Genomic DNA, 15,888 nt, shown 5'->3' on the forward strand with positions numbered 1-15,888 from the left:
AGGCAGTCTCGGCGCTCTTTCCATGTTCGAAGAGGGGTCTGCAGTTCCACCGTAATCCAATTTATGATTTCCTTATGTTATAAATGTCTGGCGTAATCGGGTCTCGCAGTGCCTGTTGTCAGGGAGCAAAGGGTCTAATGCCATTGTAGGCGGCGCAAAGACAGAATTTGAGTGACGCGCCATCTGCAAACTCGAGGAATGCGTATGTCAGCCAGTCTCGAGAGCAGGGCTTTCGGGCCGAAGTACATAGAATGTCGCGATGCGTCCGACCAAATGACACCCTCAGCGAGCTACTTCTCCGAGGGTTTCTTCGAAAAACGTAAGGTACGATACGAGGAACCAGACGCCCAATGACTGAACTCTTTTTGATCGTTCTCGTTGCCTTTGCTGCTTACTCCCTTTTCAGTAAAGCGATTGATCGAAGCCTTTTGACGTTGCCAATTTTGTTTACTGGTCTTGGCTTGGCACTTTCTGCCCCACTTCAGAACGCACTGCCGGGTGATGTGATCCATGAGGGTAAGAAGGGCCTCGCTGAGGTGACTTTGATCCTCGTGCTGTTTTCAGATGCGAGCCACGTACGATTTCGCAAGCTCGTGATGGACTGGCAGTATCCCACGCGCATGCTGGTCATTGGTCTGCCGCTCACGATTGCGCTGGGGACCGCAGTGGCATTTTGGCTAAACCCGACCTCTGGTCTGGCCGTCGCATTGCTTACGGCGGCTGTGCTGACGCCTACCGATGCGGCGCTGGGGCAATCTGTTGTCAACAGCCCGGATGTTCCCGACCGGTTGGCGCAAACGATCAATATTGAGAGCGGGTTGAACGATGGGCTGGTATTACCCTTTGTGCTTACGGGGGCAATTCTGGCCTCTGCTGTCGGCGGAGAAGCTAATACCGATGGGCTGGCACTTGAGGCGCTGATCGAAGTGATCCTTGGTCCGCTGGCAGGAATTGCGGTGGGGTGGACTGCTGCCAAGATGATGGATTGGGCGCAGAACCGCGATGTGATGCTGGAAGCGGCGGGCGCGATCGTATTTTTGGTCACGGCCTTCGCCGCCTATCTCTTGGCGGTTGCAATCCACGGCAACGGCTTCATAGCCGCTTTTGTCGCAGGGATGGTTTTTGGCAACTCCTATCGTCACAATATTCACTTCATCAGCGAGTTTATGGAGGGCGCTGGGCAATTGCTCACCATGGCTGCGTTCTTGGTTTTTGGGGCATTTCTTTTGCCTGACGGATTGGCACACGCGGGCATGTCCACAGTGATACTTGCGCTCTTGTTTTTGACAGTGGTGCGCGTGGTCCCAATCTTTCTATCCCTGTCGGGCAGTGGGTTGGCGACCAGAGAAAAGCTATTTCTTGGCTGGTTTGGCCCGCGTGGGCTGGCCTCAATCCTGTTCACCCTGTTGATGATGGATCAATTTGATATTCCAAACGAAGAAGAATTGCTGGCCTGTGTGACATTGACGGTGGGCCTGTCGATCCTGTTGCATGGGCTGACGTCTACGCCACTCGCCACGCGGATTGGTCGAATGGGCGGCAAAACCGATCAGTAGCCGCATCACGGTGATCTAATGGGTGCAGGGCCGGTTGATTGCTTTGCTAGCCCTGCACCTATGCTTAGTCCGCCGCCACTGTGGCGACGCGGTTTGCTGACGCGTTCAACAGCTGCATTGTGTAGTCATGCGCGGTTTTGCCGGCGCGCATATCCTCGATGCTGAGGATCTCCACAATCTCACCATTTCGCATCACCGCTGCCGCATCACACATATGCGCCACTACTGCGAGGTCATGCGAAACCATCACATAAGTCAGGTCATGCTCGGCTTGCAGATCCTTCAGCAGATTGAGGATTTCGGCCTGCACCGAAACATCCAGCGCCGATGTAGGCTCATCCAGCAGCAGGATTTTTGGGTTTGGCGCGAGCGCACGGGCAATGGCGACACGCTGGCGCTGCCCGCCCGAGAGCTGATGCGGATAGCGAAAGCGAAACGCAGGTCCAAGACCGACATCCTTCAGCAGCTGGTCGACCCGGTCGTTGATGTCCTTGAACCCATGCAGCCGTAGGGTTTCCGACAGCACCTGATCGACCGATTGGCGCGGATGCAGTGACGCATAAGGATCCTGAAACACCATCTGCACCGTCTTGTAAAACGCCCGGTCGCGCTTGGCCCCGAGCGGCTGGCCAGCCACGGTCATCTCGCCTTCCCAATAGGGCGCAAGGCCGGTGATCGCCTTCAGGATCGTGGATTTGCCCGACCCGGACTCCCCCACAAGACCAAAGCTCGCGCCGCTTTCCACCGCAAAAGTCGCACTTTTGACGGCGTGAAAGAGGTTGTGACTGTCCCCAAAGTAGACGTTCAACCCTTTGATATCGATGGCTGTGCTCATGGCCTGCCCTCCACGCTTGCGGCGTCTCGCCATTGGGGGTCGCGATCCAGCACCTGTAGCCGCGCCTTCGGCTGATCGAACCGCGGCAACGACCCCAAGAGCCCCTGAGTATAGGGATGTTGAGCCTCATGAAGCTTATCCGCATCGCAGACTTCGATGATGCGGCCCGCATACATAATCAGCACCCGGTCGCAGAACTGAGACACCAGATTGAGGTCGTGACTGATGAAAATCAGCCCCATGCCACGTTCGCGCACCAGCTTGTCCATGATCGACAGAACCTGCCCCTGCACGGAAACATCCAGCGCCGATGTAGGTTCATCCGCGATCAATATTTCCGGGTTCGGGATCAGCATCATCGCGATCATGATGCGTTGACCCATGCCGCCGGACATCTCGTGCGGATAGGCCTTCATCACCCGTTCGGGGTCACGGATCGACACCGCCTCCAGCATCTCGATGGCCTTCATGCGGGCCTCTGCCCTGCTGGCCTTGGCATGCAAGCGATAAGCCTCGATGATCTGATCGCCCACCGTGACAACCGGGTTGAGCGAGAATTTGGGATCTTGCATCACCATGGAGATCTTCTCTCCCCGCACCTTGCGCATGTCACGCTCAGACAGGTCCAGAAGGTTGGTCTCATGTAGGTTGATATGGCCGGCCTCGACAATGCCGGGTTTGCGGATCAGGCGCAGGATCGCGCGCCCGGTCATGGATTTGCCGGACCCGCTTTCCCCCACAATGCCAAGCCGTTCCTTACCGAGCGAAAAGCTCACCCCGCGCACCGCATCGAACATGCCGCTGCGGGTCGGGAACTTCACCCAGAGGTTTTCAATGTCCAGAAGCGTGCTCATGAGCTGCTGTCCTTTGGATCAAGCACATCGCGCAGACCATCCCCCAACAGGTTGAAGGCCAGCGAAACGGCAAAAATGGCAAGACCGGGCATGGTGGCGACCCACCAGTAATCCAGAATGAACCGACGCCCCTCGGAAATCATCGCGCCCCATTCGGGGCTTGGAGGTTGCGCACCAAGACCCAGAAAGCCAAGGCCCGCCGCCGCCAAAATGATCCCCGCCATATCCAGCGTCACCCGCACGATCAGCGAACTGATGCACAGCGGCCATATATGTTTGGTGATAATCAGAAGCGGCCCCGCCCCTTGCAACCGGATCGCGCTGATGAAATCCGACGAACGGATGGTCAAGGTTTCAGCCCGCGCCAGACGCGCATAAGGTGGCCACGCGGTGAGCGAGATTGCCAGCACCGCATTCTCGATCCCGGCGCCTAGCGCCGCCACAAAGGCCAGCGCCAGCACAAGGCGGGGAAATGCGAGGAAAATATCTGTCACCCGCATCAGCACGATATCGACCCATCCGCCCGCGTACCCGGAAACGGTTCCGACCAGCAGACCGACAATGGGCGCGATCATCGCCACCAGCGCGACGATGTAAAGCGTGATCCGCGCCCCCCAGATCAAACGGCTCAGGATGTCCCGACCCAGTGAATCCGTCCCGAGGATATGGCCCTCGGTGCCCAAGGGCTGCAACCTGTTCCCTAGATCCTGATAATAGGGATCATGCGGCGCAAGCAGCGGCGCGAATATGGCAACGCCAACCAGCAGCACAATGATGGCAAGCCCCGCCATCGCCATGTGATTGGCCCGTAATGTCAGCCAACCCTTGTAATATGCGGCCAGTCTGGCCTGACGGCGCGACGTGGGTGTCTCTGACAAAAGCCACTCTCGAAGTGTCATGCTCTGGATGCTCATTTCGACCTCGGATCAAAGACTTTGTAGAGGAGGTCGGAAAAGACATTGAGAACGATAAACACCAGCCCCACAACGACAGTGCCGCCAAGCACCGCGTTCATATCTGCCGAAAGCAATGCCGTGGTGATGTAGTTCCCGATCCCCGGCCACGAGAAGATGATCTCGGTCAGAACCGACCCTTCCAGAAGGTTCGCATAAGACAGGGCGATCACCGTGATGAGCTGCACGCGAATGTTCTTGAACGCATGATGCATAACCACGGCCCATTCGCTCATGCCTTTGACACGTGCGGTGGTGATATATTCTGCCGAGAGCTGCTCCAGCATAAAAGAGCGCGTCATCCGGCTGATGTAGGCCAGCGAGTAATAGCCCAAGATGGATGCGGGCAGCACGATATGGGAAAAGGCATCCCAAAAGGCACCCCAGTCACCTGCGATAATCGAATCCACTAGGATCATGCCAGTGACCGATGGGATCATATCTTCGTAGAAGATCCCTTGCCGTCCGGGGCCGCCGACCCAGCCGAGCATGCCATAAAACAGCAAAAGCCCCATCAGACCCAGCCAGAAAATCGGCATCGAATAGCCCACAAGTGCGACCACCCGGGCGATCTGATCGACCCAGCTCCCCCGGCGTACAGCTGCGATGACCCCAAGGGGTATGCCGAGCACACAGCCGAAGATGATGCCGATGGTTGCCAGCTCAAACGTGGCGGGAAAGACACGCGCGATGTCTTGTGACACCGGGCGCGCGGTCAGGAGTGATTTGCCGAAATCGCCCTGCAACACATCCCCGACGTAGTAGAAAAACTGAACAATGAGCGAACGATCAAGGCCGAGCTCTTGATAGACGGCATTGTATTGTTCTTCGCTTGCCCGTTCGCCAACAACCGCCAGAACCGGATCAATCGGCATGACGCGCCCGATCAGGAAGGTGACGAACAAAAGCCCGAGCATGGTGATCGACACGGAAAGCAGGGTAATCCCCATGCTTCGCGCCCATGGGGGAAGAGGCAGCCAGGGCTGCCTCTTCGGGACGTTGCTGTAGAACGCCATCTTACTTGGTCACGTCCCAATACGCCGCAGCGGTGATCGCGCCGCCAAGGTTCAGGCCCTCGACATTTTCACTAATGCCGGCCTGTTCGACCAATTGGAACATGATTGCAAAGGGTGAGGTTTCACGGAACTGAGCCTGAATTTGGTGATACATCTCAGCACGCTTTTCAGTGTCGCCTTCAACCACAGCCGCTTCGACCTCGGTGGTCAGCCCACCGGTGTCCCATGCATTGCGCCATGCCAAGAGACCGGTGGCGTTGGCCTCATCAGAGTTGTCTGGATTGTAAGCAAAGGTGCCCGCATTGGTCTGCGGATCAGGGTAATCCGGACCCCATGCGCCGAGGTAGATATCCAACTCACGCGCCCGGTATTTCCCAAGGATCTGCTTGCCGGTGCCCACCTCAAGGTTCAGCTTGATGCCTGCCTGTGCAAAGGTGTTTTGCAACGATTGTGCAATTTCCAGCCGCTCTTGTGCTTCGCGCACACCCACGGTCAGCTCCATGCCTTCAGGCACGCCCGCCTCTGCCAGCAGTTCTTTGGCTTTTTCCAGATTGAGCGAGAACGGATTTTCATCCACCGCACCCAGATAGGTTTTGGGCAGGAAATTCTGGTGCTTCACATACCAGTTTTTGAGAAAGCTGTTTTCCATCCCATCATAGTCGATCAGGTACTTCAGCGCCTGACGCACCTGTGGCTTCGACAGTTCGGGGTGTTTCTGGTTGAAAGACACATACATCAGACGGCCACGCATCTCGCGCTGAACTCCGACACCCTCGACGCCGTCAAGGCCATCCACATCAGCGGGCGTCAGGTCACGCGCCACGTCGACATCGCCGCGCTCCAGCATCAGGCGCTGGGTCGCGCTTTCCTGAACGTGACGCACGATAACGCGCTGCATCGCAGGTGCGCCATCGTAGTAATCCGGGTTGGCAGTCAGCGTAACGCTTTCCTTGGGTTTCCAAGAGGACAGCGTGTAGGGGCCGGACCCAGCAGAGTTGGTCATCAGCCACTCGTTGCCCATATCGCCGTCTTTTTCGTGCTCCATCACCAGTTTTTCGTCGACAATTGCGCCCAGCGTTGCCGTCAGGCAGTTCAAGACAAACGAAGTCGCATAGCGTTTGTCGGTGGTGATCGACAGAGTGTTGCCGTCGACAGTGATGACGTCATCCACGTTTTCAGGTGTGAAACCAAATTGCGTCAGGATAAACGCAGGCGTTTTGTTCAGTTTGACAACCCGTCGGAGCGAGAAGGCCGCATCCTCTGCGCGCACGGGATTGCCGGAATGGAATTTCACGCCCTCACGCATGGTGAAAGTAATCGTCTTGCCATCTTCTGAGACTGTCCAGCTTTCTGCCAGATCGGGCTGATAACCTGCCTCGAGATTGGACGGGTCGAAATTCACCAGCTTGCCGTAGATATTGCGAATGACGTCTGCGCCCGCAAACTCAAAACTCTGGGCTGGATCGAGCGTGGTGATGTCGTCGATGCGATTAGCGATCACCAGCATATTGTCTGGCGTGGCGGATAATGCTGGCAGTGCTGTGACCCCCATGGCAAGCCCCAGAGCCGCCGAGCTAATCAGTCTTGTAAACGCGTTCATGTAATGAACTCCCTGTTTGTGATTTGGTTATTATGGTGCCGATTTTTTATTCGGCTTTTTGTTATTCTCCCCAGGTTTCCCCGAGGACACGCAGCCAGTTTTCATGGCAGAGTTTCTTCATCAGTGCGGCATCATAGCCGCGCTGGATCATGGCCTCGCGCAAGGCAGGCAATCCCGCGATGGTGCCGATTTCTGCTGGTACTGTCGCACCGTCAAAATCGGAACCCATGCCAACCCGGTCTTCACCCACTTCCGCAATCAGATAGTCCAGATGATCGAGCATTCGTGAAATTGGCGTGTTCTCGTCCATCCGCCCGTCCTCTCGCAGGAAAGCGACGGCAAAGTTCAGTCCCACAATCCCGTCACTATCGCGGATCGCATGCAATTGGCGGTCTGAGAGATTGCGGCTGTGGCGCGTCAGGGCCCCGGCATTCGAATGTGTTGCAACCAAGGGCGCGTCGCTGATGCGGGCGACATCCCAAAAGCCTGCTTCGTTCATATGCGACAGATCGATCATTATCCGCAGTTCGTTGCAGCGTTTGATCAGGCGAATGCCGTCGGGCGTCAGCCCTTCGCCAGTGTCACCACTGGAAGGAAAGCGAAACGGTACACCATGCCCAAACAACGTCGGGCGGCTCCAGACAGGCCCCAGCGAGCGTAGGCCCGCCGCATGTAGAACCTCCAGCGTGTTGAACTCCGGGTCGATCGCTTCGGCGCCTTCCATATGCAGGATCGCGGCCATACGACCCTCTTTCATGGCGGCACGAATATCTGCGGTGGAACGGCAGATGCGCACAGCGCCCCGGCGCTCCAACTCGATCAAGATTGTGGCCTGAGACAAGGCAACCTTGATCGCGTCTTGCCAGTCTACCATCGCAGGCAGAGGCAAGTCATAGGCATCCTTCATCATCTCATCATCATGAGAAAGTGAGTCCCCGCCCGGAATGAAGATTGCGAAAAAACCGCCCGCAAATCCCCCGGTTTGGGCTTTCTGGACATCAATCTGACGCCCTCCTCCCCCTAAAACCCCTGCATCGTCCAAGCTCACATCGCCATTATGAAGGCGCAGCAGGAGATCGTTGTGACCGTCGAAAATCAGCGGTGTTTTCATTGTCCACCCAGTAAATATGCTCCCCCAACGCAGTGCATTGTCGCACGCTACGGGGGCTGTCGTTTTTATGTGATCGGTAACTTATAGTAAAACCTGCTCGAAGTTTCTTCACTTGGCAAGGATAGAGCGGGAGTCGTCGCGCAACTGAATGGCTGCCAGCCTCTTGCAAAGGCGATCAGCTGCGGCTGATTTCGACGGGTAGTTTGCTGGACGATTTCATTTCTTTAAGCGACAGGTTGGATCGAATGCTGGTCACACCCGGTAGTTGGCGCAGCGTTGTGTCAATAAACCGGCTGTAGTCATCCAGATCGCGCGCCACCACGACCAACAGGAAATCGTCCGCCCCAGTCGTGTTGTGACAGGCGAGGATGTTGGGAGTGATCTCTACGATACGCTGGAACTCAGCGGTGGCCGCTTGATCGTGCTCTGAACAGCTGAGCTGAACAAACGCCATGACACCAAGGCCCAGCTTGCGACGATTGAGATTGGCTTGATAGCCTTCGATAATGCCACTCTCTTCCAGCCGTTTTAGCCGACGCCAGCAGGGTGTCTCGCTCATCGACAGATGCTCAGCCAGACGGGCATTGGTCATGCGGCCATCCTCCTGCAGCAGAGACAGTATCTTGGCGTTCGCGGCATCAATATCGGGCATGGGGCAGAAACCTCAGCGTTGTTTCTGAATTCGAGTGGGTTCTGCCTCATTTTGTTTCAGATCAGAGGAGATTGGCAAAGTAATTTTGCGGTCACGGGGTAGAGTAACCCCAATCAAAGCGCGTTACAGAAGGGTCAGCCGCGATGAAAGCCGTCCTCTACGAGAAATTCGAACAGGCTCCAAAGGTCGTCTCAGTGGATGATCCGACGCCAGAACCTGATGGTGTGGTCATCAAGGTGGAGGCAACTGGTGTGTGCCGATCAGATTGGCATGGTTGGATGGGGCACGACAGCGACATTGATCTGCCACATGTACCCGGTCACGAATTGGCAGGCGTGATCGAAGCGGTGGGCAGGAGCGTGACCAACTGGAAGGTCGGTGATCGTGTGACAGTGCCATTCATTTCGGCCTGCGGTTCATGTCCAGAATGTCACGCAGGCCAGCAGCAGGTATGCCTCAATCAGCAGCAACCGGGGTTTACGCACTGGGGGTCATTTGCGGAGTACGTTGGCATTCATCAGGCGGACCTGAATGTAGTGGCGCTGCCGGATGTCATGGATTTTGCGACCGCCGCGAGCCTTGGCTGCCGTTTCGCAACCTCATTTCGAGCAGTCGTCGATCAGGGTAAAGTTGGCGCTGGACAATGGGTTGCGGTGCATGGCTGCGGCGGAGTGGGTTTGTCGGCCGTCATGATCGCCCATGCAGTTGGGGCAAATGTCATCGCCATTGATATAGACGATGACAAACTGGCGCTCGCCAGAGAGCTTGGTGCGGTTGCCGCCATCAACGGTGCTCAGGTGGCGGATGTGGCTGAGGCGGTGATCGAATTGACCCGTGGCGGCGCGCATGTCTCCTTGGACGCATTGGGGCATCCGGTGACTTGCTTCAATTCGATCCAGAATTTGCGCCCGCGTGGTAAACACGTCCAGGTGGGCCTTATGTTGGGTGCACATAGCTCCCCTCAGGTTCCGATGGCAAAAGTGATTGGGCAGGAGTTGGAAATCCTCGGGTCTCACGGGATGCAAGCGCATCGCTATGGTGCCATGCTGGATATGATCGGTTCGGGAAAACTTGATCCAAAGAAACTTGTGGGTCGTGAAATCAGCCTTGAAGAAGCCCCATCAGCGTTGATGAATATGGATAAATTCCAGTCAGTTGGCGCGACCGTCATCACTCGGTTTTGAGCATGTGATTGACGGCACACTGTCGGGTCTCGGCCTCTGCAAATACAGGCCCTTGGTCCGGTACAAAACCCAATTCGGATTAGAATGCATCCTTCGACACGTCACATGTGGCCCGATGATGTGGCCACAGCTTGTGCTTTGATATTTTAAGATCGGCCCGCAGTGGGGCCGATCACAGGCTTTGTCAGGTTAAGCCGGTTCTGAGTTTTTGTAGCTCAGTAATGGCTTTCCAGTCAGAACTCTCTCAGGCCCGGCCGTTTCCCGATGGTGATGTGATCGATATCCTCATTGCGGAACCCCCGGATGAGTGAGGGGATCATCATGAACACGAGGCAGAAGATCGGCAGTCCGACCACAGTGATGACCTGTTGCAAAGCCGTAAGCCCCAGATCACCGGCCAGTATCAGCAGCATAGCGGCCACCAACCCCTCTGAGACGCCCCAGAACACGCGCTGTTGGACCGGTCCGGGCTTGGAAGAGCCGGTACAGAGCATGTCGACCACCAGAGAGGCCGAGTCAGATGAGGTGGCAAAGAAGATCGCAACCACCAACACCGCAATGCCCTGCACAAAAGTGGCGAAGGGAAAGTTTTCAAAGAACGCAAACATGGCAAGTGGGACAGATTCGGAAACAGCTGCACTCAGTGCTCCGGCCTGATCACCCAATGCTGCACGGGCGGCGACACCAAGGCCGTCGATTTCCATGGCCTGCCAGCCGAAGATGGAGAACCACACCAAGGTAAAGAGCGAAGGTGCCATCAGGACACCGAACACGAACTCACGAATGGTGCGCCCCCGCGAGATACGCGCCACAAACAGGCCGATGAAGGGCGACCATGTCACAGTCCACGCCCAATAGAATACAGTCCAGCTGCCCTGCCAGCCCCAGTCGCCGTTATCTGGATTGGTATTGGCGAGCATGTCGTTCCAAAAGGCGAGCCTCGGCAAGTTGCTGAGATAGAGGCCGAGCGTTTCGACCATGCCGCGCAAGAGGAACAGCGTCGATCCGGTCACCAGCACAAACACCATCAGGCCAACCGCCATCCCGATGTTGATGTTGGAGAGCAGCTTCACCCCTTTGTCGAGGCCGGCCACGATCGAGATTACTGCAACCCCGGTGAGTACCGCGAGAATGGCGACCTTGAGCGGCACACCCGCATCCCAGCCAAAGAGCGCGGACAGGCCTGCCGCAATTTGTGATGAACCAAGGCCCAGCGATACGGCGACACCGAACAAAGTGCCAAGAATAGAAACGATATCAATGGCTTTGCCCCATGGGCCATAGATGCGCTCTCTGAGCAGCGGATAGAAAACCGAACTCACACGTACAGGCAGATCATAACGGTTGATGAAATAGGCAAAGGCCAGCCCCGGAAGGGCGAAGATGGTCCATGTGTGCAAGCCCAGATGGTAGATCGCGATGGACATCGCATCGCGCGCGGCCTCTTCGGAATGGGGTGCAACCCCCGGCAGTGGCGGGTTGGAGAAATGGCTGATGGGTTCAGCGACACCCCAGAACATCAAAACGGTGCCGATCCCACCGGCAAACAGCATGGTGAACCATGACAGGCTGGAATAGTCCGGTCGACAGTCCCGCGGCCCCAGGCGGATATGGCCGTGGCGGCTCATCGCGGCCCAGATCAAAAAGCCGAGCCAGACGTTGACACCTAGTATGAAAAACCAGCCAAGCCGCGAAACAATCCATGCGCGCCCCACTGCAAAGGCGTTGCCGATCTCTTCGGGAGCGATCACCAGAGCGAGCACAAATAGGGCTGTAAAAATGGCGGAGATGAAGAAAATATATGGGTCGGTCCTGAGGCCGAGGCGTTTTATCAATCCCTGCATCCAATGATCCCTTTGTTCTATAAATCAACTATTGGCGCCTAATGGAGGCGCGTTGACCTAACGCAGACGTGAACAAAATAGTTCCACCTAAGGGCGAAATTTCTGGATGCGCAGAGCGCGCCCAAAATACCGAAAGCCTTCGGGTGGGGTGTCCGGATTTTAGCGATAGAAAAGGGTGGCTCTAATCCACGCCCCACCATTGCAGAGTTTGTTCGCAATGATAGCGGATCGCATCGGTTGCAGCGGTGGTGTCCCCGCTCTGCAATGCTTCAATAATCGCAAGATGCTCTTCCATTGCGGACACAATCCGCACCTGAAGGAAAGGGCGCACATTCTGGATAATGGCAATACGCATGCGATTGGCGCTATAAGCCGCTGCCAATTGTGGATTATTCAACCCCGCCGCCAGATAGTCATGCAGTGACAAATCAATCCCGATTGCTTGCGGCGGCAGATCGCTGGCAGTGTTATTTGCGGCAGCGTCGCGAAGAGTCTCATGTTGCGCACGCAAAGTATCCAACCCGGTCAGATCGCCCTGCTGAATCCGCCTGCGTGCGCCTTCCTGATCAAGCACCATCCGAAAGTCGAGACAGTCACGGATCGTTTCAGAGCGGGCTTCCATCACCTGTACACCGCGCTTGGGCCATGTGGTCAACAGCCCTTGTGAGCACGCCTGTTTCACGGCCTCACGAGTCGCGGCAAGGGGAAACTCAAGGATCTCAACCAGTTGAGACATAGACAGAAATTGCCCGTCGCGCAGAGTGCCGTTGCGGAGCGCATCCCAAAGCGCCTCTTGTGCCTGCTCTGCTAGAAGCTGGCCGTCCTGCATCTGGTTCATCGACAGACCCTCATGCGGTATTTCCTAGAGTTCCCTTAAGGTCCTACCTAAAATTTTTTATAGTGTAATTTCTAGAATACCTTCTAACATGTCAGTTGCAAGCTCAATAATCGCATGAATGAGGGGCCCGCTTGACGGTCGCCCGGGCACGGGGCTTTAGGGAGAAAAACATGACCGCAACTGATGAAATACATGTGACCAGCGGCGATACGCTGGACCCGGACGGCAATACACTCAACCCTGTTGGCAAGGATGAAAAAACCTGGGGCTGGTTTGCCATTTTCAACATCTGGGCAAATGATGTGCAGTCGCTCTTTGGCTACTCATTGGTGGCGTCGTTGTTCATCTCCTATGGGGTTGGCGGCTGGACAGCGTTTGCAGCGCTGATCGCCTCTGGGGTCTTTGTGATGTGGATGGTGAATCTCTCCGGCGCTGCGGGTGAGAAATATGGCATTCCTTACCCGGTGCTGGCGCGCGCGAGCCTCGGTACACAGGGCGCGAAGCTGCCTGCAGTATTGCGCGCAACGGTTGCGGTGTTCTGGTATGGGGTGCAGGTCTATTTTGCCTCAACCGCATTGGCGCTGTTGATCCGGTCGATTACCGGCCTTGGCGGAGGTGCGGAGATACTGGGCCTCACAGGGATCGACTGGATTTCGTTTGTGATGGTCTGGGTGTTTCACATCGTGATCTTCTGGCGTGGCATGGGCTGGGTAGAGACCTTCCTCAATATCGCGGGGCCGTTTGTCTATCTGGTCATGATCGGGTTGCTGGCTGTACTTTGGCAGCGCTCGGATGGGCAGCTTCTGGCGGCGACGGCTACCATCTTTGCCAATCCAGAGGGCACTTTCTGGACTGAATTCAAAGGGTTTATTGCCATCGTTGGCACGATGGTCGCCTATTTCGCGGCGGTGATGATCAACTTCAGCGATTTCTCCCGCTACGCCAAGGACAAGCCAACGATGGTGCTCGGAAATCTTGCGGGGTTGCCCTTCAACATGATCCTGTTCTCAGCATTGGCCCTGTTGACGACCGGTGGTGCGGCGGTGGTTTACGGCGAGGCGATCATCAACCCGGCTGAAATTGTGGAGCGCACGGACAGTGTGCTGCTGGGCATCATCGCAGCGATCACCTTCTTTGCGGCAACAGTGGGCATCAACCTCGTGGCAAATTTCATCCCTGCGGTGAATGGTATTGCCAACCTGTCCCCGGAAAAGATCAGCTTTCGCAAAGCGGGCCTGATTACATCGGTGTTTGCGCTGGTCATTGGCGGTTTCTGGACCAGTTTTATTAGTCAGTTCGGCATCGGCGGTTTTGTGAATACACTCGGCGCAACGCTCGCCCCGATCTTTGGGATCATGATCGTGGATTACTACGTCCACCGCAAAGAACAGCTGTACGTAGATGATCTCTATAACATGGATGGCGGCACCTATCATTACAACGAGGGTTGGAACGGTGCAGCGGTCAAGGCCTTTGGGCTGGCGGCGATCTTCTCTGTCGCAACCGTCTGGGTGCCTTGGTTTGCCTTCCTGTCAGGCTACAACTGGGTAATTGGCGCGCTTCTGGGGGGCGTGGTCTACCACATGCTCGCCCGCGACCACGTCACGCGCTAAGCTTGGGGTATTAATTATGCGGGCCGGTGAGAGGGATCTCACCGGCCCGCTTATTTGTTTCACGCAGCACTCAGCCTTGAATAGCTCCCATTTCGGGCAAGGAGTTCCGCATGGGTGCCCACTTCGACAATGCGCCCGGCTTCCATCACGGCGATATGATCCGCATCGCGGATCGTGCTGAGCCGATGGGCGATCACAAATGTCGTGCGCCCCACCGCGAGATCTTCGAGGGCTCGTTGGATCTGGCGTTCGGTCTCGGTATCAAGTGCGGAAGTGGCCTCATCCAGAATGAGGATCGGCGGGTTGCGCAGGAAAATCCGGGCGATGGCCACACGTTGTTTCTGCCCGCCCGAGAGCGTTACGCCCCGTTCGCCCACGATAGTATCAAGCCCGTCTGGCAATTGGTCGATCATATCGCTCAGGCGGGCTTTTTCGGCGGCGAGACGGATTTCTTCTTCGGTGGCGTCCAATCGGCCATAGGCGATATTTTCGCGCAGCGTGCCGCCAAACAGGAATACATCCTGACTGACGATCCCGATCTGCGTGCGCAAGGAGCGCAAAGTAAGCGTGCGAATATCATGCCCGTCGATCAGCACCCGGCCAGACTGGGGTTCATAGAATCGGGGCACCAGCGCCAATAGCGACGTCTTGCCCGCGCCGGACGGGCCGACAAAGGCCACGGTTTCGCCAGCGGCGACATCAAGCGAGATCCCGTCGAGCACCGGGCGCTCTTGGTCATAGCCGAATGTCACGTTTTCAAAATGAACTGCGCCGCGCAAATCGGGGGCAGGGCGGGCATCGGGGCTGTCTTCCACCTCTGGCTCAATGGCCAGAAGCTCCAGATATCGTTTGAACCCGGCAATCCCACGTGGGTAAAGTTCGATCACGGCAGCGATTTTTTCGAGTGGGCGAAAGAACAGCCCGACCAGCAACAGGAAGGCGACAAAGCCGCCGGTTGTCAGTTCTCCGCGCAGCACGAAGATTGCGCCTGCCACCATCACCAGAACCTGCACAAAGCGCATGCCCATGTAGTTGATGGTCGAGGAGGCGGCCATGACCCTATAGGCCGCAAGCTTGGTGTCGCGGTAGCGGGCGTTGTCGTCGGCAAAGAGGCGCTTTTCATGCTCTTCATTGGCAAAGGCCTGCACCACGCGAATACCACCGACATTTTCCTCAAGGCGAATATTGAAATCCGCGACGCGAGAATAGATCGCCTGCCATGTGCGCGTCATGCGCCCACCAAAGACCATTACGATAATTACGCAGAGCGGGAAAATCGTCGCGGTAATGAGCGCAAGACGCATGTCGATCATCAGCATCATGAGAAACGCGCCGATAAAGGTCATAAGCGCAACAAAGAGATCTTCGGGGCCGTGGTGTGCAACCTCGCCGATTTCCTCCAGATCGCGGGTGACGCGCGCGACCAGTTTGCCGGTGCGGACTTTGTCAAAATAGGAAAACGACAGCCGTTGCAGCTGGTCAAAGGCTTTGCGACGCATCTCGGTTTCGATGTTGATGCCCAGCTTGTGCCCCCAGTAGATCACAATGGCCATCAATCCGGAGTTGACCAGATAGATAGCCAGCAGGCCAATCGCGGCTAGAACCGTGAGCCACAAATCGCCACGCGGGAGCAAAACATCGATAAAACCTTTGATGGCCACAGGGAACGCGAGCTCCAACAAGCCAGAAGCGACGGCGCAGCCAAAATCGAGAAAGAACAAGGTCTTCCACGGGCGATAATAGTCGAAAAACTGTCGGATCATGGCGGTGTATTTCTATGTCAAATGCGTGAGGGCGGTTTCAATCCCGGCATCGCTATACGTGTTTTGCAA

Annotated in this window: 13 protein-coding genes; 3 read left to right on the forward strand and 10 right to left on the reverse strand. The window is 56.4% G+C overall.

The annotated features are described in order from the left end of the window. Positions 1-350 precede the first annotated feature (350 nt). Positions 351-1,556, forward strand: a complete 1,206-nt coding sequence (locus UB90_RS06430; RefSeq protein WP_065325464.1) for a cation:proton antiporter — start codon at positions 351-353, stop codon at positions 1,554-1,556. A gap of 64 nt (positions 1,557-1,620) precedes the next feature. Here the strand turns inward: UB90_RS06430 and UB90_RS06435 are convergent, their stop codons facing one another. From UB90_RS06435 to UB90_RS06465, 7 genes are all read right to left on the reverse strand, one after another. Continuing rightward, positions 1,621-2,391, reverse strand: a complete 771-nt coding sequence (locus UB90_RS06435; RefSeq protein WP_065325463.1) for an ABC transporter ATP-binding protein — start codon at positions 2,389-2,391, stop codon at positions 1,621-1,623. Next, on the reverse strand, positions 2,388-3,245 hold the full coding sequence (locus UB90_RS06440) for an ABC transporter ATP-binding protein (RefSeq protein WP_065325462.1): 858 nt from the start codon (positions 3,243-3,245) through the stop codon (positions 2,388-2,390). The genes UB90_RS06435 and UB90_RS06440 overlap by 4 nt, the downstream gene beginning before the upstream one ends. Then, positions 3,242-4,159 (reverse strand): ABC transporter permease, encoded by a 918-nt coding sequence (locus UB90_RS06445; RefSeq protein ID WP_005622884.1) that lies wholly within the window; start codon positions 4,157-4,159, stop codon positions 3,242-3,244. Before UB90_RS06445 ends, UB90_RS06440 begins: the two co-directional genes overlap by 4 nt. Continuing rightward, entirely contained in the window at positions 4,156-5,148 is a 993-nt protein-coding gene (locus UB90_RS06450; RefSeq protein WP_081285533.1) for an ABC transporter permease, read from the reverse strand. The genes UB90_RS06445 and UB90_RS06450 overlap by 4 nt, the downstream gene beginning before the upstream one ends. Before the next feature lie 67 nt (positions 5,149-5,215). Next, positions 5,216-6,814 (reverse strand): ABC transporter substrate-binding protein, encoded by a 1,599-nt coding sequence (locus tag UB90_RS06455; protein WP_065325460.1) that lies wholly within the window; start codon positions 6,812-6,814, stop codon positions 5,216-5,218. Between the two features lie 61 nt (positions 6,815-6,875). Beyond that, on the reverse strand, positions 6,876-7,925 hold the full coding sequence (locus UB90_RS06460) for a dipeptidase (RefSeq protein WP_065325459.1): 1,050 nt from the start codon (positions 7,923-7,925) through the stop codon (positions 6,876-6,878). Between the two features lie 175 nt (positions 7,926-8,100). Continuing rightward, positions 8,101-8,577, reverse strand: a complete 477-nt coding sequence (locus UB90_RS06465; RefSeq protein WP_065325458.1) for an Lrp/AsnC family transcriptional regulator — start codon at positions 8,575-8,577, stop codon at positions 8,101-8,103. Positions 8,578-8,720: 143 nt separating this feature from the next. Here UB90_RS06465 and UB90_RS06470 point away from each other — a divergent pair, with 143 nt between their 5' ends. Continuing rightward, positions 8,721-9,761: a zinc-dependent alcohol dehydrogenase family protein gene (locus UB90_RS06470; protein ID WP_065325457.1), complete on the forward strand. Its 1,041-nt coding sequence runs from the start codon at positions 8,721-8,723 to the stop codon at positions 9,759-9,761. Positions 9,762-9,994: 233 nt separating this feature from the next. Here the strand turns inward: UB90_RS06470 and UB90_RS06475 are convergent, their stop codons facing one another. After that, the gene (locus UB90_RS06475) at positions 9,995-11,605 is read right to left on the reverse strand and encodes a BCCT family transporter (RefSeq protein ID WP_009177408.1); all 1,611 of its coding nucleotides are present in this window, start codon (positions 11,603-11,605) and stop codon (positions 9,995-9,997) included. A 181-nt stretch (positions 11,606-11,786) separates the two neighbouring features. Continuing rightward, positions 11,787-12,443, reverse strand: coding sequence for a GntR family transcriptional regulator (locus UB90_RS06480; protein ID WP_065325456.1), 657 nt, complete (start codon positions 12,441-12,443; stop codon positions 11,787-11,789). A 170-nt stretch (positions 12,444-12,613) separates the two neighbouring features. Between UB90_RS06480 and UB90_RS06485 the strand changes: the two genes are divergently transcribed. Next, on the forward strand, positions 12,614-14,056 hold the full coding sequence (locus UB90_RS06485; RefSeq protein WP_065325455.1) for an NCS1 family nucleobase:cation symporter-1: 1,443 nt from the start codon (positions 12,614-12,616) through the stop codon (positions 14,054-14,056). A gap of 59 nt (positions 14,057-14,115) precedes the next feature. Here the strand turns inward: UB90_RS06485 and UB90_RS06490 are convergent, their stop codons facing one another. Then, positions 14,116-15,819: an ABC transporter ATP-binding protein gene (locus UB90_RS06490; protein ID WP_065325454.1), complete on the reverse strand. Its 1,704-nt coding sequence runs from the start codon at positions 15,817-15,819 to the stop codon at positions 14,116-14,118. Between the last annotated feature and the right edge of the window lie 69 nt (positions 15,820-15,888).

The sequence above is a fragment of the Tritonibacter mobilis genome, from assembly GCF_001681715.1.
In the GTDB taxonomy this organism is placed as follows: domain Bacteria; phylum Pseudomonadota; class Alphaproteobacteria; order Rhodobacterales; family Rhodobacteraceae; genus Epibacterium; species Epibacterium mobile.

Bases quoted from the DNA above. Each gene is read 5' to 3' on its own strand.
- UB90_RS06435 (WP_065325463.1), bottom strand. From the start codon at position 2,391: ATGAGCACAGCCATCGATATCAAAGGGTTGAACGTCTACTTTGGGGAC.
- UB90_RS06465 (WP_065325458.1), bottom strand. From the start codon at position 8,577: ATGCCCGATATTGATGCCGCGAACGCCAAGATACTGTCTCTGCTGCAG.
- UB90_RS06450 (WP_081285533.1), bottom strand. From the start codon at position 5,148: ATGGGGATTACCCTGCTTTCCGTGTCGATCACCATGCTCGGGCTTTTG.
- UB90_RS06470 (WP_065325457.1), top strand. From the start codon at position 8,721: ATGAAAGCCGTCCTCTACGAGAAATTCGAACAGGCTCCAAAGGTCGTC.
- UB90_RS06490 (WP_065325454.1), bottom strand. From the start codon at position 15,819: ATGATCCGACAGTTTTTCGACTATTATCGCCCGTGGAAGACCTTGTTC.
- UB90_RS06440 (WP_065325462.1), bottom strand. From the start codon at position 3,245: ATGAGCACGCTTCTGGACATTGAAAACCTCTGGGTGAAGTTCCCGACC.
- UB90_RS06455 (WP_065325460.1), bottom strand. From the start codon at position 6,814: ATGAACGCGTTTACAAGACTGATTAGCTCGGCGGCTCTGGGGCTTGCC.
- UB90_RS06480 (WP_065325456.1), bottom strand. From the start codon at position 12,443: ATGAACCAGATGCAGGACGGCCAGCTTCTAGCAGAGCAGGCACAAGAG.
- UB90_RS06445 (WP_005622884.1), bottom strand. From the start codon at position 4,159: ATGAGCATCCAGAGCATGACACTTCGAGAGTGGCTTTTGTCAGAGACA.
- UB90_RS06475 (WP_009177408.1), bottom strand. From the start codon at position 11,605: ATGCAGGGATTGATAAAACGCCTCGGCCTCAGGACCGACCCATATATT.
- UB90_RS06460 (WP_065325459.1), bottom strand. From the start codon at position 7,925: ATGAAAACACCGCTGATTTTCGACGGTCACAACGATCTCCTGCTGCGC.
- UB90_RS06430 (WP_065325464.1), top strand. From the start codon at position 351: ATGACTGAACTCTTTTTGATCGTTCTCGTTGCCTTTGCTGCTTACTCC.
- UB90_RS06485 (WP_065325455.1), top strand. From the start codon at position 12,614: ATGACCGCAACTGATGAAATACATGTGACCAGCGGCGATACGCTGGAC.